29 protein-coding genes are annotated in these 19,744 nt (G+C 44.1%); all 29 read left to right on the top strand.

From position 1 onward, the window contains the following. Positions 1-450: 450 nt before the first annotated feature. The 29 genes from A3GW_RS0104860 to rpsN all read left to right on the top strand — a co-directional run bounded on the left by A3GW_RS0104860 (position 451) and on the right by rpsN (position 19,592). On the top strand, positions 451-957 hold the full coding sequence (locus A3GW_RS0104860) for an FUSC family protein (protein WP_018368179.1): 507 nt from the start codon (positions 451-453) through the stop codon (positions 955-957). 79 nt (positions 958-1,036) lie between these two features. After that, positions 1,037-1,405 carry a MerR family transcriptional regulator gene (locus A3GW_RS0104865; RefSeq protein WP_018368180.1) on the top strand — a complete coding sequence of 123 codons (369 nt, stop codon included), beginning with the start codon at positions 1,037-1,039 and terminating at the stop codon, positions 1,403-1,405. Between the two features lie 20 nt (positions 1,406-1,425). Beyond that, positions 1,426-2,769 carry a type I glutamate--ammonia ligase gene (glnA, locus tag A3GW_RS0104870; RefSeq protein WP_018368181.1) on the top strand — a complete coding sequence of 448 codons (1,344 nt, stop codon included), beginning with the start codon at positions 1,426-1,428 and terminating at the stop codon, positions 2,767-2,769. Positions 2,770-2,867: 98 nt separating this feature from the next. Further along, on the top strand, positions 2,868-4,094 hold the full coding sequence (locus tag A3GW_RS0104875; protein WP_018368182.1) for an MFS transporter: 1,227 nt from the start codon (positions 2,868-2,870) through the stop codon (positions 4,092-4,094). Between the two features lie 420 nt (positions 4,095-4,514). Then, on the top strand, positions 4,515-5,363 hold the full coding sequence (locus A3GW_RS0104880; protein WP_018368183.1) for an aldo/keto reductase: 849 nt from the start codon (positions 4,515-4,517) through the stop codon (positions 5,361-5,363). 164 nt (positions 5,364-5,527) lie between these two features. After that, complete coding sequence (locus A3GW_RS0104885) at positions 5,528-6,079, top strand: helix-turn-helix domain-containing protein (RefSeq protein WP_018368184.1); 552 nt, start codon at positions 5,528-5,530, stop codon at positions 6,077-6,079. A gap of 90 nt (positions 6,080-6,169) precedes the next feature. Continuing rightward, positions 6,170-6,442: an RNA-binding S4 domain-containing protein gene (locus A3GW_RS0104890; RefSeq protein WP_018368185.1), complete on the top strand. Its 273-nt coding sequence runs from the start codon at positions 6,170-6,172 to the stop codon at positions 6,440-6,442. Further along, the gene (locus A3GW_RS0104895; protein WP_018368186.1) at positions 6,429-6,800 is read left to right on the top strand and encodes an FtsB family cell division protein; all 372 of its coding nucleotides are present in this window, start codon (positions 6,429-6,431) and stop codon (positions 6,798-6,800) included. The genes A3GW_RS0104890 and A3GW_RS0104895 overlap by 14 nt, the downstream gene beginning before the upstream one ends. Then, positions 6,800-6,907, top strand: a complete 108-nt coding sequence (locus A3GW_RS10850) for an SP_0009 family protein (protein ID WP_018368187.1) — start codon at positions 6,800-6,802, stop codon at positions 6,905-6,907. The genes A3GW_RS0104895 and A3GW_RS10850 overlap by 1 nt, the downstream gene beginning before the upstream one ends. Positions 6,908-6,919: 12 nt before the next feature. Further along, positions 6,920-8,188 carry a serine hydrolase gene (locus A3GW_RS0104905; RefSeq protein WP_018368188.1) on the top strand — a complete coding sequence of 423 codons (1,269 nt, stop codon included), beginning with the start codon at positions 6,920-6,922 and terminating at the stop codon, positions 8,186-8,188. Continuing rightward, on the top strand, positions 8,189-9,472 hold the full coding sequence (tilS, locus tag A3GW_RS0104910; protein ID WP_018368189.1) for a tRNA lysidine(34) synthetase TilS: 1,284 nt from the start codon (positions 8,189-8,191) through the stop codon (positions 9,470-9,472). Further along, positions 9,453-9,995 carry a hypoxanthine phosphoribosyltransferase gene (hpt, locus tag A3GW_RS0104915; protein WP_018368190.1) on the top strand — a complete coding sequence of 181 codons (543 nt, stop codon included), beginning with the start codon at positions 9,453-9,455 and terminating at the stop codon, positions 9,993-9,995. Before tilS ends, hpt begins: the two co-directional genes overlap by 20 nt. 14 nt (positions 9,996-10,009) lie before the next feature. Then, complete coding sequence (gene ftsH / locus A3GW_RS0104920) at positions 10,010-11,986, top strand: ATP-dependent zinc metalloprotease FtsH (protein WP_018368191.1); 1,977 nt, start codon at positions 10,010-10,012, stop codon at positions 11,984-11,986. A gap of 90 nt (positions 11,987-12,076) precedes the next feature. Continuing rightward, positions 12,077-12,331, top strand: a complete 255-nt coding sequence (locus A3GW_RS0104925; RefSeq protein ID WP_018368192.1) for a hypothetical protein — start codon at positions 12,077-12,079, stop codon at positions 12,329-12,331. Positions 12,332-12,599: 268 nt separating this feature from the next. Next, positions 12,600-12,908, top strand: a complete 309-nt coding sequence (gene rpsJ, locus A3GW_RS0104930) for a 30S ribosomal protein S10 (RefSeq protein ID WP_018368193.1) — start codon at positions 12,600-12,602, stop codon at positions 12,906-12,908. A 104-nt stretch (positions 12,909-13,012) separates the two neighbouring features. Further along, entirely contained in the window at positions 13,013-13,639 is a 627-nt protein-coding gene (gene rplC, locus A3GW_RS0104935) for a 50S ribosomal protein L3 (protein ID WP_018368194.1), read from the top strand. A 24-nt stretch (positions 13,640-13,663) separates the two neighbouring features. After that, the gene (gene rplD, locus A3GW_RS0104940) at positions 13,664-14,287 is read left to right on the top strand and encodes a 50S ribosomal protein L4 (RefSeq protein WP_018368195.1); all 624 of its coding nucleotides are present in this window, start codon (positions 13,664-13,666) and stop codon (positions 14,285-14,287) included. Beyond that, positions 14,287-14,583: a 50S ribosomal protein L23 gene (locus A3GW_RS0104945; RefSeq protein WP_018368196.1), complete on the top strand. Its 297-nt coding sequence runs from the start codon at positions 14,287-14,289 to the stop codon at positions 14,581-14,583. The genes rplD and A3GW_RS0104945 overlap by 1 nt, the downstream gene beginning before the upstream one ends. A 17-nt stretch (positions 14,584-14,600) precedes the next feature. After that, entirely contained in the window at positions 14,601-15,434 is an 834-nt protein-coding gene (gene rplB / locus A3GW_RS0104950) for a 50S ribosomal protein L2 (RefSeq protein WP_018368197.1), read from the top strand. 311 nt (positions 15,435-15,745) lie between these two features. Further along, positions 15,746-16,027 (top strand): 30S ribosomal protein S19, encoded by a 282-nt coding sequence (gene rpsS / locus A3GW_RS0104955; protein WP_000533766.1) that lies wholly within the window; start codon positions 15,746-15,748, stop codon positions 16,025-16,027. A gap of 15 nt (positions 16,028-16,042) precedes the next feature. Beyond that, positions 16,043-16,387, top strand: a complete 345-nt coding sequence (gene rplV / locus A3GW_RS0104960; RefSeq protein ID WP_018368198.1) for a 50S ribosomal protein L22 — start codon at positions 16,043-16,045, stop codon at positions 16,385-16,387. Positions 16,388-16,399: 12 nt separating this feature from the next. Then, on the top strand, positions 16,400-17,053 hold the full coding sequence (rpsC, locus tag A3GW_RS0104965; RefSeq protein WP_018368199.1) for a 30S ribosomal protein S3: 654 nt from the start codon (positions 16,400-16,402) through the stop codon (positions 17,051-17,053). A 3-nt stretch (positions 17,054-17,056) separates the two neighbouring features. Beyond that, on the top strand, positions 17,057-17,470 hold the full coding sequence (gene rplP, locus A3GW_RS0104970; RefSeq protein ID WP_018368200.1) for a 50S ribosomal protein L16: 414 nt from the start codon (positions 17,057-17,059) through the stop codon (positions 17,468-17,470). A 10-nt stretch (positions 17,471-17,480) separates the two neighbouring features. Further along, positions 17,481-17,687 (top strand): 50S ribosomal protein L29, encoded by a 207-nt coding sequence (rpmC, locus tag A3GW_RS0104975; RefSeq protein ID WP_018368201.1) that lies wholly within the window; start codon positions 17,481-17,483, stop codon positions 17,685-17,687. Positions 17,688-17,709: 22 nt separating this feature from the next. Next, positions 17,710-17,970, top strand: a complete 261-nt coding sequence (rpsQ, locus tag A3GW_RS0104980) for a 30S ribosomal protein S17 (RefSeq protein WP_000440801.1) — start codon at positions 17,710-17,712, stop codon at positions 17,968-17,970. Between the two features lie 21 nt (positions 17,971-17,991). Next, positions 17,992-18,360, top strand: a complete 369-nt coding sequence (rplN, locus tag A3GW_RS0104985; RefSeq protein ID WP_018368202.1) for a 50S ribosomal protein L14 — start codon at positions 17,992-17,994, stop codon at positions 18,358-18,360. Between the two features lie 73 nt (positions 18,361-18,433). Beyond that, positions 18,434-18,739 (top strand): 50S ribosomal protein L24, encoded by a 306-nt coding sequence (gene rplX / locus A3GW_RS0104990; RefSeq protein WP_018368203.1) that lies wholly within the window; start codon positions 18,434-18,436, stop codon positions 18,737-18,739. Positions 18,740-18,762: 23 nt separating this feature from the next. Continuing rightward, positions 18,763-19,305, top strand: a complete 543-nt coding sequence (rplE, locus tag A3GW_RS0104995; RefSeq protein ID WP_018368204.1) for a 50S ribosomal protein L5 — start codon at positions 18,763-18,765, stop codon at positions 19,303-19,305. A 17-nt stretch (positions 19,306-19,322) separates the two neighbouring features. Further along, the gene (gene rpsN / locus A3GW_RS0105000; RefSeq protein ID WP_018368205.1) at positions 19,323-19,592 is read left to right on the top strand and encodes a 30S ribosomal protein S14; all 270 of its coding nucleotides are present in this window, start codon (positions 19,323-19,325) and stop codon (positions 19,590-19,592) included. Positions 19,593-19,744 lie beyond the last annotated feature (152 nt).

Below are 19,744 nucleotides of genomic sequence, written 5' to 3' on the forward strand. Positions count from 1 at the left end.
ATCCCGAAAACTGCACGCATGATACTACCTCTTTGTCTTGAATGATTCCTTGTTTTAGAGATGTCATTTTCAATACTCGACGTCTAGCGTCCCACATACTTTGATAACATTCTTTCTAAAACAGGTGTCTTGCCAGTTTTTGTTGCGACGTCTAGCGTCAAAAAGCCCCACGACTTAACAAGACACCTCTACTTTATCATCTTGAGAATGAAAAAAGTAGTGAGTACTCTCTCCCGTCGGAGATTTCCTCACTACTAATCTTAGTATGTTTTTGTTTAGTGACGATGGGTTTCCATGGGATCAGCATTGCAAACTGTCTGATTAGACATTACGGATTTTCTGAAAAAACTCGACAAGACTTGTAACAGGTTTGACGTTGCAAGTCTTTTTTGTTCGAGAGATGGTTGACTAAACGACCAATGACCCATTGACTTGTGGTATAATGGACGTATGAGGTTCAAATTTGATAAAAGTAAATTGAAAATTGGCATGCGCACAGCTAAGACTGGTTTAGCGGTTTTTTTGGTGTTGGTCATTTTTGGCTGGCTAGACTGGGGAGGAGCTCAGATTGCAGCCTTGAGCGCTGTCTTTAGTCTGCGTGAAGACTTTGATAAGAGCCTGTCCTTCGGGGCGTCCCGTATTTTGGGCAATACCATAGGTGGGCTGTTAGCCTTGGTGTTTTATGTGGTGAGTGGCTGGTTTGGCCACCATCCGCTTGTTGGGATTATCTTGCTACCAGTATTAACCATGTTGACGATTGTGTTAAATGTCGCCTTGACAAACGCGTCAGGGGTCATTGGTTCGGTATCTGCTTTGCTGATTATCTCCTTGGCGGCACCTGCTGGTAGCACGTCGCTCTACGTTGTTACCAGAATTCTTCAGACTTTTGTTGGAGTTTTTGTTGCTATTTTGGTCAATGGCGATTTGGCAACATGGAAAAATATGCTTAAAAAATAGACTCATGTCATAAATTGTGACATGAGTCTATTGACATTTTTGGGCAATACTTTTATAATGAGTTAAGGAGGAGAACATCATGAAAGAGAAGGAATTTCGCCGGTCGTTAGCTATTTTTCCAATCGGTAGTGTGATGAAGTTGACGGACCTGACCGCACGACAGATTCGTTACTATGAAGATCAGGAGTTATTAACACCTGAACGCACAGACAGCAATAGACGACTATATTCGTTGAACGATATGGACAGGCTCTTGGAAATCAAGGATTTTATTGCTGAGGGGTTAAATATTGCTGCGATAAAGAGAGAGTATGCTCAGCGTGAACAGCAGTTTGTTCAACCAAAACCATCTCTAACAGATGACGATGTGCGGCGCATTTTGCGAGATGAATTGCAGTCGCAGAGTCGATTTTCGACATCATCCACACCGTTTTCTCATAGAGGTTAGATTTTCAAAGAGGAGTAGTTATGACCATCACTAAAGCGGATATTCTCCGACAAGTTGAAGAAAAAAATGTCACGTTCTTACGTTTAATGTTTACAGATATTCTAGGAACGATGAAAAACGTTGAAATTCCTGCAACGCCAGAACAGCTAGAAAAAGTGTTATCAAACAAAGCCATGTTTGACGGTTCCTCCATCGAAGGATTTGTCCGGATTAATGAGTCTGACATGTACCTTTATCCCGACTTAGACACCTGGATTGTTTTTCCTTGGGGAGATGAGAATGGTGCGGTGGCAGGATTGATTTGCGATGTGTATACAGCCGAGGGTGAGCCTTTTGCTGGAGATCCGCGTGGCAATTTGAAACGAGCGCTATCGCATATGAAAGAGCTAGGCTACACTTCCTTTAACCTTGGTCCAGAGCCTGAGTTTTTCCTCTTTAAGCTAGATGAAAAAGGAGCTCCGACCCTGGAAGTCAATGATAAGGGTGGTTATTTTGATTTAGCACCAACAGATTTGGCGGACAATACCCGACGCGAGATTGTCAATGTCTTGACCCAGATGGGGTTTGAAGTCGAAGCCAGCCATCACGAATGTGCTGTCGGTCAGCACGAGATTGATTTCAAGTATGCCGATGTCCTGAAAGCCTGTGATAATATTCAGTTGTTTAAGCTGGTTGTCAAGACCATCGCTCGTAAGCACGGCATGTACGCGACCTTTATGGCCAAGCCCAAATACGGCATTGCTGGTTCAGGAATGCACTGCAACATGTCCCTTTTTAATGAGCAAGGCAACGCCTTTGACGATCCAAAAGACCCAAGGGGAATGGGGCTATCGCAAGACGCTTATTATTTCCTTGGTGGCTTGATGGCACATGCTTATAGCTACACTGCCATCACCAATCCAACGGTGAACTCCTATAAACGTCTGGTTCCAGGCTTTGAAGCACCTGTCTATATTGCTTGGGCTGGTCGCAACCGCTCACCACTCATTCGTGTTCCTGCTAGCCGAGGAATGGGGACACGGCTGGAGCTACGTTCGGTTGATCCGACAGCCAACCCTTACCTGGCTATGGCGGTCTTACTTGAGGCTGGTTTGGATGGAATTGTTAATCAGATTGAAGCCCCTAAGCCGGTTGAGACTAATATTTATGGCATGTCCAGAGAGGAACGCCGTGCTGCAGGCATTATTGATTTGCCGTCAACCTTGCACAATGCCTTAAAAGCACTCCGAACATCTGATGTTGTTCGCTCTGCTTTGGGAGAACATATCTTTACCAATTTTTATGAGGCCAAGCGCATCGAGTGGGCGAGCTATGCCAGCTTTGTTTCCCAGTGGGAAATTGATAATTACCTTGATTTGTATTAAACCCAGTTAACCAATTAACGATAGGATGATCGGCGGGAGCGGCTTTCAGCCGCTTTTTGTGTTAAAATGGGGAGAAACAATAGTTTAGAAAGATAACCATGACAGAATTTTTCTCTTTACCCAAGCAACTCCAATGGCGAGAAGGTTTGCGGTTTGTTTCCATTATTTTAGGCTCTGCTATTTTTCCCTTTATGTCCATGTATTACGTCCAGTATTTTGGGGCTTTTGTGACGGGGCTTTTAGTCATGGGGACTCAGGCGGCCAGCTTTATCGCCATTCTTTATGGCGGTCACTTGGCAGACTCGCTGGGGCGGAAAACAGTAACGGATTGGGGCAATCTGGGTGTTTTGATTGGCTACCTGGTGACCTTATTTGCTAATATTCCTGGTCAGGTTCAGCCGCTATTAACCTTTGTTGGGATTTTTACGGTGGAAGTTTTCTCCAACTTTGCCCATCCTGCCTATGATGCTATGATTGTTGATTTAACTAATGAGGGGAATCGTCGCTTTGTTTACACCATTAGTTATTGGATTCTCAATGTAGCGGTGATGCTGGGAGCAGGTGTTGCTGGTGCCTTTTATGACAAACACTTCTTTGAATTGCTCTTGGCCATGACAGGTATTGCGGCTGTCACTTATCTCATCATGCTCTGGAAGTTTGAGGAGACCAGACCGGCTGATTTTGTCTTTCATCACGGTCAAGGGCTACTTTCCACCGTCAAGAACTATGGTGAGGTGGTTAAGGATCGCGCATTTATGGTGTACACGCTTGGAGTCGTTCTCTTTTCGGCGGTCTGGACTCAAATTGACAACTATATTCCCATTCATTACAAAACCATCTACCAGCCGACGGTGGTCTTTGGTATTGAGATAACTGGGGCAAAATTGCTGAGCTTAGCAGTTTTAATCAACACAATCATGATTGTGTTTCTGATGACAACAGCTAACCGTTTGACTAAACCGATGAAACTGATTCCTCAGTTGGTCTTAGGAGGGACGATTTTTGCGGTGGGTATCTTTTCGGCCTTTACCTTCAAAAACCTCTGGTTGATTTTGTTGTCAGCTGTCGTTTATACGGTAGGTGAGATGATCAATGTTCCAGCTAGTCAAGTTTTACGGGCAGACATGATGGATCAGAATAAAATTGGCTCCTATTCAGGCTTTATTGCCATGGCTCACCCAATTGGTTACATTCTTGCAGGTAGTATGGTTTCCCTGAGTGAATTTACTGGGGTGTTAGGTGTTCAAATTAGTTTTGTTTTGGTGGCTAGCTTAGGTCTTTTCTTGATTGTTCAGGGGGCAAAGATGAAAGGCATTGCTCGCTAGCCTCAATCAAACATTACTCGGATGATAAACTGTTGATGTTGTTCGCTCTGTCTTGGGAGAACATATCTTTACCAATTTTTATAAGGCCAAGCGCATCCGAGTGGACAAGCTATGCCAGCTTTGTTTCCCAGTGGGAAATTGATTATTACCATGATTTGTATTAAATTTGTACTAACCTATATCATCTATTCTGCAGCTAATCGTCTGTAGTATAGATGGTTTTTTTTTGATAGGTTGTTAGGCAAGCCGGTCAGCTGTTCTAACGCTAGCCTAATCTCGAGGGCAAAATAGCCATTTTACTCGGTTGATAGCTGGTGAAAAGAAAATCATCACTCATTCCAAGAACGTTTACGATACCACTTTCTTGCCTCTGCTCGGCAATTAACCTATAATAGACCTATCAGTAACAGGAGGTTTTAGATGGAACATTATACATTGACGAACGGCGTTGCTATTCCAAAGATTGGCTTTGGAACCTGGCAGATTCCAGAGGGGGAGGATGCCTATGAGGCAGTAAAAAATGCTCTTGCAGTAGGCTATAGGCATATTGACACAGCGCAGATTTATGGCAATGAGCGCTCGGTTGGTCGTGCCATTGCAGACAGCAATCTGGCGCGTGAGGATATTTTCTTGACGACCAAAGTCTGGAATGATAAGCAAGACTATGACAGTGCGAGGGACTCTGTGCTAGAGTCCATGGATAAGCTGGGTGTCACTTATCTGGACATGGTACTGATCCACTGGCCAAATCCTAAGAGTCTCCGTGATCAGGGTGCTGAGTGTTGGCGGAACCGTAACGCCCAAGTCTGGTCTGCTTTGGAAGACCTCTACGAGGAAGGTAAAATCCGAGCAATTGGTGTGTCAAACTTCATGCCCCACCACATTGAGGCCTTGCTTGAGACGGCTGATATTATCCCCCATGTCAATCAGGTGCTCCTAGCGCCAGGCACTACTCAGGAGGAGTTGGTTGCCCTTTGTCAGCAGCATGGGATCTTGCTGGAGGCGTATAGTCCTTTTGGAACGGGAACACTTTTTGGGAACCCTCTTGTGGAGGAAATGGCAGAGCGCTACAAGGTACCTGTCGGTAAGCTTGCCTTGGTGTGGTCGCTGCAAAAAGGCTTCCTTCCTCTTCCTAAATCAGCTACTCCAGCCAATATCGCAGCCAACCTCGACTGCTTTGGTCTGACCCTCAGCCCAGAAGATGTTGCTATACTGGATAAATTGGACGGTGTGAAGAACCAGTCCAATCCAGATGAGGTCAATTTTTAACAAGTGAGAAAGGTTTACAACATTGTCAAGGTTGTAAACCTTTTTGTCACTAAAAACAGCCCTTGTCAAAGGATTTTGTCACAGAAAAACCTCCCTGACAAAGGGATTTTATGGTAAACTGGGAGTAAAAGCGGTAAGTTAGTATCACCAAGGAGGACATCACAATGGAACTACAAAGCAGACTAGTGTCACTTAGAAAAGAAAGGGGGTTATCACAGGAAGAGTTGGCGGAGAAACTTTATGTGTCCCGCCAAACCATTTCCAACTGGGAGAGGGGACAAACCTATCCCGACATCAACAGCCTGCTCTTGATAGCGACCTATTTTGATGTATCCTTGGATGATTTAGTAAAAGGAGACATTGATGAGATGAAACATCAGGTCAATCAAAAACAATTCAAAAAATGGGTGATTATTGCTGGTATTTCCTTCTTTATCTTTTCTATCGCTTATCCAACAAGATTTTTGTTGACAGATATTCAATTTACTCTTTTAATTAGCTTGTTAGCTATTCCTTTACTTTATGCACATGCGCAGATTTTTCATATCTGGAAAAGTCAAGATTTTAGAACCTATGCCGATATTCTCAACTTCTTGGACAATAAGAAAAAACATGAGCCCAGTGTTCGTGGGGATATTTGGTTCACGGTAAAATTGATTTTCTCCATCTGGTTGATTTTCTTCGCAGGTACAGTTGTGTCGGCATTATTATTCTAGTAAAAGTGAGTTTAGGCTCACTTTTTCTGTGTTTAGCTCTGCTATTTTTCCAAAAAAGTGATAAAATAGGATAGTTAGGGAGGTGAACCCATGAGATTAGATAAGTATTTGAAGGTGTCGCGGATTATCAAGCGACGGACAGTGGCCAAGGAAGTCGCAGACAAGGGACGAATCAAGGTCAATGGCATCTTGGCAAAATCGTCAACAGGCCTGAAAACAAATGACGAGGTGGAAATCCGCTTTGGGAACAAGCTCTTGACCGTGCGTGTTCTGGAGATGTTGGATAGTACCAAGAAAGAAGACGCAAGCAAGATGTACGACATCATCAGCGAAACGAGGATAGAGGATCATGAAGACGTCTAAAGTTGTCCAAATCAATAATGAGTTTATCCAAGACGAGCAACTAAAGAGGCGTTATCAGGCTGAGGAGACGAAAAAACACCACCGTTTCTTAGGTGTTACCATGGTGCTGATTGTCCTGCTCTTTATCCTGCCAACCTACAATATGGTGGCAAGTTACGTCAAACTCAACGAAAAAAAAGCTGAAATTGAGACACTCAAGCAGGCTTATAAAGACGTCCAAACTGAGACGGCCAAGCAAAAAGAGTTGGCACGGCGGCTACAAAATGAAGAGTATGTTGAGAAATACGCTCGCGCTAAATACTATTATTCACTAGAAGGTGAGACGGTCTACCTCTTGCCTGATTTATTACCAAAATAATGGACGATTTAATTAAAACAATTGAAAAATTTCTGGCTTACTCAGATGACAAGCTGGAAGAATTAGCTGAGAAGAACCAAGAACTGAGAGAACAGACTGACGCATAGGAAGGAGGAGCTGTGAAAAAACTGTTAGCCCTGATGGTTCTGCCTGTTTTTTTGGCACCTCTGACCATCATTAGCACAGAGCATGAGCTCGTTTTGACCGAGGCTGAAAAAAAGAGTTTTCTAGCACGGACATCAGATTTTTCGACGATTCCAAAGAATCCTCGCCTCTTTCAAGAGACACGGCCTTATCTGGATAAAAACCTAACCGAGTTTGGTCAGCTGGTTTCTGCTGATGAGTCTCTTGTCATTAAGGAGCTAATCATCAACGACAACCTCTTGCCGGTTTTCAAGCTAGCCGATGGTCACTTTATCGAAGCCAGTCAGTTGGTGGTGTTTGATGATGTGGAGTTGAGTAGAGAACAGGTGTCACAGACCGTTTGGTTGAAAGCAGGGGCAACAGTCTATGATAAGCCCTATGTTATCGGGACTAAAGAAGTCAAAACAGACTTGGTAGCCCGTCAGCAGCTACTCGTCACAGAACAAGCCACCACCCATGATGGGGTCTATTACCTGATTGCTGGTAAGGGTTGGGTATCGAGCGAAGAGCTGTACACTGATCCCATTGACGTTGTTCAAGCTCTGCTATTGGACAAGTACCAAAAAAACAACTTGTCTATTTACATTCAGCGTTTAGATGATGGTGCAGAAGCAGGCGTCAATGCTGAACAACGGATGTATGGTGCCAGCATCACCAAACTAGCGACGATTTATGAGACCCAAAGACAGCTCAATGACGGTGCGATTAAGCTGTCAGATACCTTTAAGTACGTACCAGAGGTCAATCGGTCTAGAGGATTTTATGACCCTGAAGGGGCTGGGAATATTAGCAAGATACCAGACGGCAAGGACTATACTGTTGAGGACTTGCTAAAGGCAGTGACCAAGCAATCAGATAATGTGGCAAGTAACATGCTAGGTTACTATGTTGCAGATCAGCTGAACAGGGCTTTTCAAACGGATATTTGGCTGTTGCTTGGTGATGAATGGGATATGGTGAAGCGAGAGTTATCAGCTAAGATAGCTGGACAGATGATGGCAGAGCTTTATCACCAGGGTGGAGAGGCACTGACTTATATGACAGAGACAGCTTTTGATGATAGCCGTATCTCAAAAGACATCGCAGTCACTGTTGCCCATAAAACAGGTGATGCCGATGAATTCCGTCATGATGTTGCCGTCGTCTATGCAGAGCGTCCCTTTGTTTTATCTATTCTGACCGCCCATAGTTCCTATGATGAGATCACTGCCATTGCTAATGACGTTTACAATCTATTGAAATAAATGAAGAAAAAACTATTAAAGCACTTCTTGGCTAAGGGCTATTTTACCCATCATCAACAGGTATTGGTTGCTGTTTCGGGAGGTTTGGATTCTATGACCTTGCTCAACCTTCTTTATGACTGGCGTGAGGAGCTGGGGATTGAGCTGGGAATTGCTCATGTCAACCATCAGCAACGGCCTGAGTCAACTGACGAAGAAAACCATCTGCGTAGCTTGGCGGAGCGGTTGCAGTTGCCTATTTTTGTCGCTCATTTTTCAGGAGCATTTTCAGAAGAAAAAGCACGTGATTTTCGGTATGCTTTTTTTTCTCATATCATGGCAGAGCAGGGCTATACTGCTTTGGTGACGGGGCATCATCGTGATGATCAGGTTGAAACGATTTTGATGAGGCTGTTGCGGGGGAGCCGCCTGCGGCATTTATCTGGGATAAAAGAGGTTCAATCCTTCGGGCACGGGCAACTGATTCGTCCCTTGCTTTCTTTTTCTAAGTCAGATTTTCCAGCTATCAAACACTTTGAAGACCAGTCTAATCAAGAGCCTACTTATACCCGAAATCGTGTTCGTTTGGAGTATTTACCTTATTTGCGGCAGGAAAGTCCAAAACTTGACCAGCACTTGTTAGAGCTGGGTGAGGAAAGTTCCTTGCTCTTTGCGGCCTTGTTTGACCTAAGTCAGGGACTGTCTGCGACAACGGTAGCGACATTCAGGCAGCAAACACCAGCAGTTCAATATTTTTTGTTGCAGGATTACCTATCGTCTTTTGCTGATTTAGCCTTGAGTAAGGCTCAGTACCAACAAGTCTTGACTGTTTTAAGAACAAAAGCTAATTACCGTGCCCCGTTAAAAAACGGCTACTGGTTGATAAAGGATTACAGCCATTGGCGAATCGAAAAAATCAATCCTGAGACGGATTTGCCTCAGCCACCCATCGTGTTAAACTATGGAGAAGAAGTGGTTTTCAATGATTTTTCGATTGCTTTTTCTGAAAATCAAGAGTCCGCTTACTTGTTGCCAGATTCATCGGCCTTGCTCATACGGTCGCCTTTGGCTGGCGATAAGATTCAGCTCGGCCATTTTCACAAAAAACTATCGCGCCTGTTTATCGATGATAAGCTACCGCTACAAGACCGCCATAAGGCTCTCGTGATAGAACAACACGGACAGATTGAAATCGTTGTGACCAGTGATAAAACTTATTTGAGAAAAGACCCGAAACGTGATATAATGAGGTTCAGTGTAACGATTGTAAGACAAGGAGACAAAGATGTTAGAGCAGGATATTAAAACGGTTCTTTATACCAATGAGCAGATTGTTGCGGAAGCCAAACGCTTAGGGAAGCAACTGACCGAAGACTATGCCGGCAAAACGCCACTTCTGGTCGGTGTTCTAAAAGGTGCCATTCCTTTTATGGCTGAGTTGATTAAGCATATCGATACCCATGTTGAGTTAGATTTTATGGTGGTATCAAGCTATCATGGTGGCGTGTCTAGCAGTGGTGAAGTCAAAATTATCAAGGACGTTGATACTAATATCGAAGGGCGTGATGTGATTTTCGTCGAGGATATCATTGACACTGGTCGCACGCTGAGGTATCTGCGTGATATGTTTGAGTATAGGAAAGCTGCTTCTATCAAGATTGTGACTTTGATTGATAAGCCAGAAGCTAGGGTCATTGATATCCAAGCTGACTATGTTGGTTGCCGAGTACCGAATGAGTTTCTTGTCGGTTTTGGGCTTGACTACGAGGAAAAGTACCGTAACCTACCTTACATCGGTATCTTGAAAGAAGATGTTTATAACAAGTAATAGAAAGTGTTTAGATGAATAATAAAAAACCAAATGGCTTTGTCAGAAATCCATTTCTTTACATCATCACGATTGTAACCTTGATTTTTGGATTTCAGTATTTCTTTTTAGGAAATGGAACAACAAGCCAGAAGATAGACTACTCAACCTTGATTAAAACGATTGAGGAAGATAAAGTTAAAGACATCACCTATCAGCCTGCCGGTAGTGTGATTAAGGTCACCGGAACCTATAAGGAACCGCAAAAGGTCAAAGAAACAAGCGAACTTTCCTTTTTTGGAAGTCCAACTATTACGGTTGAAAAGTTTTCTGCTACCCTGTTGACTAGCGAGACTTCCTTGCAAACCATACAGGAAGCGACCAAGGGTAAAGAAACCAGTTTAAAGGTTATTCCTGAAAGTTCTACGGGAACATGGGTTTCTGTCTTGATGAGTTTCTTGCCACTTGTCCTCATGATGTTTTTCTTAACGACCATGATGGGTGGCGGTGCAGGAGGCGGTGGTGGCCGCAATCCGATGAGCTTCGGTCGTAACAAAATCAAACCAGCTAACAAAGGCGATGTCAAAATCCGCTTCTCTGATGTTGCGGGTGCAGAAGAAGAAAAGCAAGAGCTGGTTGAAGTTGTTGATTTCCTTAAAAACCCTAAGAAATACAAGGATTTAGGTGCTCGGATTCCAGCAGGTATTCTCCTTGAGGGTCCCCCAGGAACAGGTAAAACCCTGCTTGCCAAAGCGGTGGCTGGTGAAGCGGGTGTTCCGTTCTTCTCAATTTCAGGATCTGACTTTGTTGAGATGTTTGTCGGTGTCGGTGCTAGCCGTGTGCGTTCGCTCTTTGAAGACGCTAAAAAGGCAGAGCGTGCCATTATTTTCATCGATGAAATTGACGCGGTCGGTCGCCGACGTGGCGCAGGCATGGGAGGGGGTAATGACGAACGTGAACAGACCCTCAACCAGCTCTTGATTGAGATGGATGGTTTTGAAGGCAATGAAAGTATCATCGTCATCGCAGCGACCAACCGTTCAGATGTGCTGGATCCGGCTCTTTTGCGTCCGGGACGCTTTGACCGCAAAGTTTTGGTTGGACGACCAGATGTCAAGGGTCGCGAAGCTATTCTGCGTGTCCATGCTAAGAACAAGCCTCTGGCAGATGATGTTGATTTGAAAGTTGTTGCCCAACATACCCCAGGTTTTGTTGGTGCTGACCTAGAAAACGTCCTTAATGAAGCTGCCCTAGTCGCCGCACGTCGCAACAAGACCAAAATTGATGCCAGTGATATTGATGAAGCAGAAGATCGTGTCATCTCTGGTCCGTCTAAAAAAGATAGGCAGCGCTCTAAACATCAAAATGAGGTGGTTGCTTATCACGAGGCGGGTCATACCGTTGTCGGTCTAGTCTTGTCCAATGCTCGTGATGTTCACAAGGTTACCATTGTTCCTCGTGGCCGTGCAGGTGGGTATATGCTCGCTCTTCCTAAAGAAGATGAGATGGTTCATTCTAAGGACGAAATGAAGGAGCAGTTGGCAGGTCTCATGGGTGGTCGTGTAGCAGAGCAACTCAAGTTTAACATCCAAACAGCAGGTGCTTCAAACGACCTTGAACAAGCGACTGGTCTGGCGCGTGCCATGGTCACTGAGTATGGGATGAGCGACAAACTTGGACCTGTTCAGTATCAGGGTAATCATGCTATCCTCCCAGGACAAGGCGTACCAGATAAGTCTTACTCTGATGAGACAGCACTTCTCATTGATGCTGAAGTCCGTCACCTTCTAACAGAAGCTATGGACAAGGCGACAGAGGTTATCACCGCTAACTTAGACAAGCTGGAAATCATTGCTCAGGCTTTGATTAAGCACGAAACCCTAGATGCAGCCCAAATCAAATCGCTTTATGAAACAGGTAGTATGCCCAAGGATATGGACGAACAAGTTGAGGCGCCACATGCTTTATCCTATGATGAGATCAAAGAGCGTATGGCAAATGACGAGTCATAAGTCATAACAGTTTAAACAGGACGGTTTTGTCCTGTTTTTTCTTTTTAACAGTCGCTATAATTAAACCATCAACATCAAAAGGAGAAAGCCATGCATTACACTTATTCTACTATTTCTACTTTAGAACTCCATTATTCAAAGGTTCAAGCGATTGTCCAACATATGCGAGCCTTATATGCTAAGAACTTGTGGCTGATTAGCGACTGGGACACAGAAGGGCAATATGTTCTTACAGAACTACTGAATAATTTTCCAGAGCTTAGTTACGATACTGTCCGATTGCAACTCGCCTTTAGAACGCACTTTGTGAAGCACCTTAGTACCATCTTGTTTTATCAGGATTAGTTGGGAGAAAGGCCAAACAATGACTTGCTGACGTAATCAGTGAGTCTTTTTTAATTAGAAGCAGGTTGTTTTATATTTTTTGTAAAAAAATAAGTCGAAACTCTTGCAATCTCCTAGCATATCTGGTAGAATACTAGGAGTGCTGTAAAAAAACAGCCTTAGCCTTGAGCCAAGAGGTTGCGACACGCTCGGTTGCATTGCCACGCAACTCGTGTTGGTTTTCTTGGGGAGCTAGCCTATATCTTATATAGACGAAAAGGAGACAAAGATGGCAAACAAAAAAATCCGCATCCGCTTGAAAGCGTACGAACACCGTACTCTTGACACGGCAGCTGCAAAAATCGTAGAATCAGCTACTCGCACTGGTGCGACAGTTGCTGGCCCAGTACCACTTCCGACTGAGCGTAGCCTCTACACGATTATTCGTGCGACTCACAAGTACAAAGACTCTCGTGAGCAGTTCGAAATGCGTACCCACAAGCGTTTGATTGATATCATCAACCCAACTCAAAAAACAGTTGATGCTTTGATGAAACTCGATCTGCCAAGTGGTGTAAATGTCGAAATCAAACTTTAATTTGATGAGACGGAGCACAAAAAACGCTCCTAAAAAACTTTTTTGAGCATGAAAAACGCTCATTAAAAACTTTTTAATAAAATCTGAAAAGGAAACATGTTCTCATGACAAAAGGAATCTTAGGGAAAAAAGTGGGAATGACTCAAATCTTCACTGAAACTGGTGAATTTATCCCTGTTACTGTCATCGAAGCAACACCAAACGTGGTGCTTCAAGTGAAAACTCTTGAGACAGACGGTTACGAAGCTGTTCAAGTTGGTTTTGATGACAAACGCGAAGTATTGAGCAACAAACCTGCCAAAGGTCACGCTGCAAAAGCAAACACGACTCCTAAGCGCTTCATTCGTGAATTCAAAAACATTGAAGGCTTGGAAGTTGGTCAAGAAATCACCGTTGAGCAATTTGCTGCCGGAGATGTTGTAGATGTTACTGGTACATCTAAAGGTAAAGGTTTCCAAGGTGTCATCAAACGCCACGGTCAATCTCGTGGTCCAATGGCTCACGGTTCTCGTTACCACCGTCGTCCAGGATCAATGGGTCCTGTAGCGCCTAACCGTGTCTTCAAAGGTAAAAACCTTGCAGGCCGTATGGGTGGCAACCGTGTGACGATTCAAAACCTTGAAATCGTACAAGTTATTCCAGAGAAAAACGTTCTTTTGATTAAAGGTAACGTTCCAGGTGCTAAGAAATCTCTTATCATCGTTAAATCAGCAGTCAAAGCTGCTAAATAATAAGGAAAGGGGAAATCAGTTAACATGGCAAATGTAAAATTATTCGACCAAACTGGTAAAGAGTTGAGCTCCATCGAGCTTAACCCAGCGGTGTTCGGCATCGAGCCAAATGAATCAGTTGTCTTTGATGTAATTATCAGCCAACGTGCTAGCCTTCGCCAAGGGACACACGCGGTTAAAAACCGTGCAGCCGTATCAGGCGGTGGTCGCAAACCATGGCGCCAAAAAGGAACTGGACGTGCCCGTCAAGGGTCAATCCGCTCACCACAATGGCGTGGCGGTGGTGTGGTTTTCGGACCAACTCCACGTTCATACGGCTACAAATTGCCGCAAAAAATGCGTCGCCTTGCTTTGAAATCAGTTTACTCAGCTAAAGTGGCTGAAGAGAAATTTGTCGCTGTAGATAGCCTTTCATTCGCAGCTCCAAAAACTGCTGAATTTGCAAACGTGCTTGCAGCTCTTGCTATCGATTCAAAAGTGCTTGTTATCCTTGAAGAAGGTAACAAATTCGCTGAATTGTCAGCTCGTAACATCCCAGGTGTTAAAGTGGCAACAGCTAAAACAGCAAGCGTGCTTGACATCGTTAACGCAGACAAACTTCTTGTTACTAAAGAAGCAATCTCTACCATCGAGGAGGTTCTTGCCTAATGAATTTGTATGACGTTATCAAAAAGCCAGTGATTACTGAGAAGTCTATGGTTGCTCTTGAAGCAGGTAAATACACCTTCGAAGTTGACACTCGCGCTCACAAATTGTTGATCAAACAAGCGATTGAAGCTGCTTTTGACGGTGTTAAAGTAGCAACTATCAACACAGTTAACGTGAAACCAAAAGCAAAACGCGTTGGTCGTTACGCAGGGTTCACTAGCAAAACGAAAAAAGCAATCGTGACGTTGACAGCTGACTCAAAAGCGATCGAGTTGTTCGCTGCTGAAGCGGAATAATCTAAGGAGGAAATCACGTGGGTATTAAAGTTTATAAACCAACGACAAATGGCCGTCGTAACATGACTTCTTTGGATTTTGCTGACATCACAACAAACAAACCAGAGAAAAGCTTGCTTGTTTCACTGAAGAAAACAGCAGGCCGTAACAACGCTGGCCGCATCACCGTTCGTCACCATGGTGGCGGACACAAGCGCCACTACCGTTTGATTGATTTCAAACGTAACAAAGACAATGTTGAAGCAATTGTTAAGACCATCGAGTACGATCCAAACCGTTCTGCAAACATCGCTTTGGTTCATTACACAGACGGGATTAAGGCTTACATCATTGCGCCAAAAGGCTTGGAAGTAGGTCAACGCATCGTTTCTGGTCCTGAAGCGGACATTAAAACAGGTAACGCGTTGCCGCTTGCTAACATCCCAGTTGGTACAGTGATTCACAATATCGAGTTGAAGCCAGGTCGCGGTGGTGAATTAGTTCGTGCCGCTGGGACTTCTGCGCAAGTATTGGGTCACGAAGGTAAGTACACCCTTGTTCGCTTGCAATCAGGCGAAGTGCGCATGATCTTGTCAACTTGCCGTGCGACTATTGGTACAGTTGGTAACGGTGAACACTCACTCGTTAACATCGGTAAAGCAGGTCGTAACCGTTGGAAAGGTATCCGCCCAACTGTTCGTGGTTCTGTTATGAACCCTAACGATCACCCACACGGTGGTGGTGAAGGTAAAGCACCAGTTGGTCGAAAAGCGCCATCTACCCCTTGGGGTAAACCAGCTCTTGGTCTTAAAACTCGTAACAAAAAAGCGCGTTCTAACAAGTTGATTGTTCGTCGTCGCAACGAAAAATAAGCTAAGAGTTAATTCAGTTATCTAGTTGTGGGTTGAGTTTGAAAAGATTGATTAGTTATCCAAAAAGCAACAAGAACAACTCAACCTCAGGATTTCCGCCAGCTCGGTAGGGTTTCTACTGGACTTGAAGTTTCAAGGTCATCGTTTGATTGAAATACCAGTTTGGCGCAGTAGTTGATTGCGGTTCTAGTAGCTTCGCTACGTCGAGCTTACCAATCAACTGCGCATCGTCTGGACATTGAACATGGTCTTGTGACTCTGCCCAGTTCCCAGGCCGCTGTGGTACATATTTTAAAGGAGAACATTACAAAATGGGACGCAGTCTTAAAAAAGGACCTTTCGTCGATGAGCATTTGATGAAAAAAGTTGAAGCTCAAGCTAACGACGAGAAGAAAAAAGTTATCAAAACTTGGTCACGTCGTTCAACGATTTTCCCAAGCTTTATCGGCTACACAATCGCTGTATATGATGGTCGTAAACACGTGCCTGTATACATCCAAGAGGACATGGTAGGTCACAAACTTGGTGAATTTGCACCAACTCGTACCTACAAAGGTCACGCGGCAGACGACAAGAAAACACGTCGTAAATAATAGGAGGAGGAGACAATGGCAGAAATTACTTCAGCTAAAGCAATGGCTCGTACAGTCCGTGTTTCACCTCGTAAAACACGTCTTGTTCTTGACCTTATCCGTGGCAAACATGTTGCGGATGCCATCGCTATCTTGACATTCACACCAAACAAAGCAGCTGGTATCATCCTGAAAGTCTTGAACTCAGCTATCGCTAACGCTGAGAACAACTTCGGTTTGGAGAAAGCTAACTTGGTGATTTCTGAAACATTTGCAAACGAAGGACCAACAATGAAACGTTTCCGTCCACGTGCCAAAGGTTCAGCTTCACCAATCAACAAACGCACAACCCATATCACAGTGGTTGTGTCAGAAAAATAAGGAGGTAAGAACGTGGGTCAAAAAGTACATCCAATTGGTATGCGTGTTGGTATCATCCGTGACTGGGATGCCAAATGGTACGCTGATAAAGAATACGCAGATTACCTCCACGAGGATCTTGCAATCCGTAAATTCATCAACAAAGAGCTTGCTGAAGCATCAATTTCAACAATCGAAATTGAGCGTGCAGTGAACAAAGTTATCGTGTCTATCCACACTGCTAAACCAGGTATGGTTATCGGTAAGTCTGGTAGCAACGTTGACGCTCTGCGTGCTGAACTGAACAAATTGACTGGCAAACAAGTCCACATCAACATCATTGAGATCAAACAACCTGATCTTGATGCTCACTTGGTTGGTCTTAACATTGCTAAGCAACTTGAGCAACGTGTGGCTTTCCGTCGTGCTCAAAAACAAGCTATCCAACGGACGATGCGTGCCGGCGCAAAAGGAATTAAAACTCAGGTTTCAGGTCGTTTGAACGGTGCTGATATTGCCCGTAGCGAAGGTTACTCTGAAGGAACTGTTCCGCTTCATACCCTTCGTGCAGACATCGATTATGCTTGGGAAGAAGCTGACACCACTTACGGAAAACTAGGTGTAAAAGTTTGGATTTACCGTGGTGAAGTCTTGCCAGCTCGCAAAAACACTAAGGGAGGTAAATAACACATGTTAGTACCTAAACGTGTCAAACACCGTCGTGAGTTCCGCGGAAAAATGCGCGGCGAAGCTAAAGGCGGTAAACAAGTTGACTTTGGTGAATTTGGTCTTCAAGCAACAACTAGCTCATGGATCACCAACCGCCAAATCGAAGCTGCTCGTATTGCTATGACCCGTTACATGAAACGTGGTGGTAAGGTTTGGATCAAAATCTTCCCTCACAAATCATACACTGAAAAAGCAATCGGTGTGCGGATGGGTTCTGGTAAAGGTGCACCTGCAGGTTGGGTAGCGCCCGTGAAACGTGGCAAAGTGATGTTTGAAGTCGCAGGCGTTTCTGAAGAAATCGCTCGCGAAGCTTTCCGTCTTGCTGGTCACAAATTACCAGTTAAAGTGAAATTTATCAAGCGCGACGCAGAATAAGGAGAAGGCAATGAAACTTAAAGAAATTCAAGAATTTGTCAAAGAGCTTCGTGGTCTTTCTCAAGAAGAGCTTGCTAAAAAAGAAAACGAACTCAAAAAAGAATTATTTGACCTTCGTTTCCAAGCAGCAGCTGGTCAATTAGAGAAAACAGCTCGTTTGAAAGAAGTCAAAAAACAAATTGCCCGTATCAAAACGGTGCAATCTGAGTTGAACTAATAAATTGGGAAGGAGTATGTCAATGGAACGCAATAACCGTAAAGTTCTTGTTGGACGTGTCGTGTCTGACAAAATGGATAAAACCATCACTGTTGTAGTTGAAACCAAACGTAACCACCCAGTTTATGGTAAACGTATCAACTATTCTAAAAAATACAAAGCCCATGACGAAAACAATGTTGCTAAAGAAGGCGACATCGTCCGTATCATGGAAACTCGTCCCTTGTCAGCTACAAAACGCTTCCGCCTTGTAGAAGTTGTTGAAGAAGCTGTCATTATCTAAGCCTGAAAGGAGAACATTGGAATGATTCAACAGGAATCTCGTCTGAGAGTTGCAGACAACAGCGGCGCTCGCGAAATCTTGACTATCAAAGTTCTTGGTGGTTCAGGTCGTAAATTCGCTAACATCGGTGACGTTATCGTTGCTTCAGTAAAACAAGCTACTCCTGGTGGCGCTGTTAAAAAAGGTGACGTTGTCAAAGCTGTTATCGTACGTACAAAAACGGGTGCCCGTCGTCCAGATGGTTCATACATCAAGTTTGACGACAATGCTGCCGTTATCATCCGTGAGGACAAAAACCCTCGTGGTACTCGTATCTTCGGACCAGTTGCACGTGAATTGCGTGAAGGTGGCTTCATGAAGATTGTGTCGTTGGCACCAGAAGTACTTTAATTTCAAACAAACGTAGTCCCCTGCGCTAGTCGCAGGGTGCCCGTTAGGGCGTAAGAAAATATAGGAGAAAAACATGTTTGTAAAAAAAGGCGACAAAGTTCGCGTAATCGCTGGTAAAGACAAAGGCAAAGAAGCCGTTGTTCTTCGCGCACTTCCAAAAGTTAACAAGGTTATCGTTGAAGGCGTAGCCCTTGTTAAAAAACACCAAAAACCAAACAACGACCTCCCTCAAGGTGGCGTTGTTGAAAAAGAAGCAGCTATCCATGTTTCAAACGTTCAAGTCTTGGACAAAAATGGCGTAGCTGGTCGTGTTGGTTACAAGGTTGTTGACGGCAAAAAAGTTCGTTACAACAAGAAATCAGGCGAGCTGCTTGACTAATCACGAAGGAAAGGAGAAGTAACATGGCAAATCGTTTAAAAGAAAAATACCTTAAAGAAGTTGTTCCTGCTTTGACAGAACAATTTAGCTACCCATCTATCATGGCAGTGCCAAAGATCGAGAAAATCGTTCTTAACATGGGTGTGGGTGATGCGACTTCTAACGCTAAAAACCTTGAGAAAGCTGCTGCTGAGTTGGCACTTATCTCAGGTCAAAAGCCACTAATCACCAAAGCTAAAAAATCAATCGCCGGCTTCCGTCTTCGTGAGGGCGTAGCCATCGGTGCAAAAGTTACCCTTCGTGGTGAACGCATGTACGAATTTTTGGACAAGTTGGTAACTGTTTCGCTTCCGCGTGTTCGTGACTTCCACGGTGTTCCAACCAAATCATTTGATGGACGTGGTAACTACACACTTGGTGTCAAAGAGCAGTTAATCTTCCCAGAAATTAGCTTTGATGATGTTGATAAAGTTCGTGGTATGGACATCGTTATCGTTACAACAGCAAACACTGACGAAGAAGGACGTGCATTGCTAAAAGGCCTTGGTATGCCTTTCGCTAAATAATATAGGAGGTAAAAATAATGGCAAAGAAATCTATGGTTGCTCGTGAAGCAAAACGTCAAAAGATTGTTGATCGCTATGCTGAAAAACGTGCTGCGTTGAAAGCTGCTGGTGATTATGAAGGTTTAGCTAAATTACCTCGTAATGCATCTCCAACTCGTCTTCACAACCGTTGCCGTGAGACAGGTCGTCCGCATGCTTATATGGGCAAATTTGGCTTGAGCCGTATCGCATTCCGTGAATTGGCACATAAAGGTCAGATTCCAGGTGTCACTAAAGCGTCTTGGTAATCTCATGATGCAAAAGGGCGTTAAGAAATCCGTATGAAAATAGGAGAGTGACGACGACGTTAGTAGAACGTCTAGGAAGTCTATCATTTTCACTAGGATTTTAGTCCGTGCTCAAATTCTGGCTTGAAATGCCGTCATCAGGCGTCGTTAGT

The organism is Streptococcus entericus DSM 14446 (genome assembly GCF_000380025.1).
Classification (GTDB): domain Bacteria; phylum Bacillota; class Bacilli; order Lactobacillales; family Streptococcaceae; genus Streptococcus; species Streptococcus entericus.

What these genes read in the sequence shown, in the direction of transcription:
- A3GW_RS0104860 (WP_018368179.1), top strand. Translation starts at nt 451, where the DNA reads ATGAGGTTCAAATTTGATAAAAGTAAATTGAAAATTGGCATGCGCACA.
- A3GW_RS0104865 (WP_018368180.1), top strand. Translation starts at nt 1,037, where the DNA reads ATGAAAGAGAAGGAATTTCGCCGGTCGTTAGCTATTTTTCCAATCGGT.
- glnA (WP_018368181.1), top strand. Translation starts at nt 1,426, where the DNA reads ATGACCATCACTAAAGCGGATATTCTCCGACAAGTTGAAGAAAAAAAT.
- A3GW_RS0104875 (WP_018368182.1), top strand. Translation starts at nt 2,868, where the DNA reads ATGACAGAATTTTTCTCTTTACCCAAGCAACTCCAATGGCGAGAAGGT.
- A3GW_RS0104880 (WP_018368183.1), top strand. Translation starts at nt 4,515, where the DNA reads ATGGAACATTATACATTGACGAACGGCGTTGCTATTCCAAAGATTGGC.
- A3GW_RS0104885 (WP_018368184.1), top strand. Translation starts at nt 5,528, where the DNA reads ATGGAACTACAAAGCAGACTAGTGTCACTTAGAAAAGAAAGGGGGTTA.
- A3GW_RS0104890 (WP_018368185.1), top strand. Translation starts at nt 6,170, where the DNA reads ATGAGATTAGATAAGTATTTGAAGGTGTCGCGGATTATCAAGCGACGG.
- A3GW_RS0104895 (WP_018368186.1), top strand. Translation starts at nt 6,429, where the DNA reads ATGAAGACGTCTAAAGTTGTCCAAATCAATAATGAGTTTATCCAAGAC.
- A3GW_RS10850 (WP_018368187.1), top strand. Translation starts at nt 6,800, where the DNA reads ATGGACGATTTAATTAAAACAATTGAAAAATTTCTGGCTTACTCAGAT.
- tilS (WP_018368189.1), top strand. Translation starts at nt 8,189, where the DNA reads ATGAAGAAAAAACTATTAAAGCACTTCTTGGCTAAGGGCTATTTTACC.
- hpt (WP_018368190.1), top strand. Translation starts at nt 9,453, where the DNA reads ATGTTAGAGCAGGATATTAAAACGGTTCTTTATACCAATGAGCAGATT.
- ftsH (WP_018368191.1), top strand. Translation starts at nt 10,010, where the DNA reads ATGAATAATAAAAAACCAAATGGCTTTGTCAGAAATCCATTTCTTTAC.
- A3GW_RS0104925 (WP_018368192.1), top strand. Translation starts at nt 12,077, where the DNA reads ATGCATTACACTTATTCTACTATTTCTACTTTAGAACTCCATTATTCA.
- rpsJ (WP_018368193.1), top strand. Translation starts at nt 12,600, where the DNA reads ATGGCAAACAAAAAAATCCGCATCCGCTTGAAAGCGTACGAACACCGT.
- rplC (WP_018368194.1), top strand. Translation starts at nt 13,013, where the DNA reads ATGACAAAAGGAATCTTAGGGAAAAAAGTGGGAATGACTCAAATCTTC.
- rplD (WP_018368195.1), top strand. Translation starts at nt 13,664, where the DNA reads ATGGCAAATGTAAAATTATTCGACCAAACTGGTAAAGAGTTGAGCTCC.
- A3GW_RS0104945 (WP_018368196.1), top strand. Translation starts at nt 14,287, where the DNA reads ATGAATTTGTATGACGTTATCAAAAAGCCAGTGATTACTGAGAAGTCT.
- rpsS (WP_000533766.1), top strand. Translation starts at nt 15,746, where the DNA reads ATGGGACGCAGTCTTAAAAAAGGACCTTTCGTCGATGAGCATTTGATG.
- rplV (WP_018368198.1), top strand. Translation starts at nt 16,043, where the DNA reads ATGGCAGAAATTACTTCAGCTAAAGCAATGGCTCGTACAGTCCGTGTT.
- rplP (WP_018368200.1), top strand. Translation starts at nt 17,057, where the DNA reads ATGTTAGTACCTAAACGTGTCAAACACCGTCGTGAGTTCCGCGGAAAA.
- rpmC (WP_018368201.1), top strand. Translation starts at nt 17,481, where the DNA reads ATGAAACTTAAAGAAATTCAAGAATTTGTCAAAGAGCTTCGTGGTCTT.
- rpsQ (WP_000440801.1), top strand. Translation starts at nt 17,710, where the DNA reads ATGGAACGCAATAACCGTAAAGTTCTTGTTGGACGTGTCGTGTCTGAC.
- rplN (WP_018368202.1), top strand. Translation starts at nt 17,992, where the DNA reads ATGATTCAACAGGAATCTCGTCTGAGAGTTGCAGACAACAGCGGCGCT.
- rplX (WP_018368203.1), top strand. Translation starts at nt 18,434, where the DNA reads ATGTTTGTAAAAAAAGGCGACAAAGTTCGCGTAATCGCTGGTAAAGAC.
- rplE (WP_018368204.1), top strand. Translation starts at nt 18,763, where the DNA reads ATGGCAAATCGTTTAAAAGAAAAATACCTTAAAGAAGTTGTTCCTGCT.
- rpsN (WP_018368205.1), top strand. Translation starts at nt 19,323, where the DNA reads ATGGCAAAGAAATCTATGGTTGCTCGTGAAGCAAAACGTCAAAAGATT.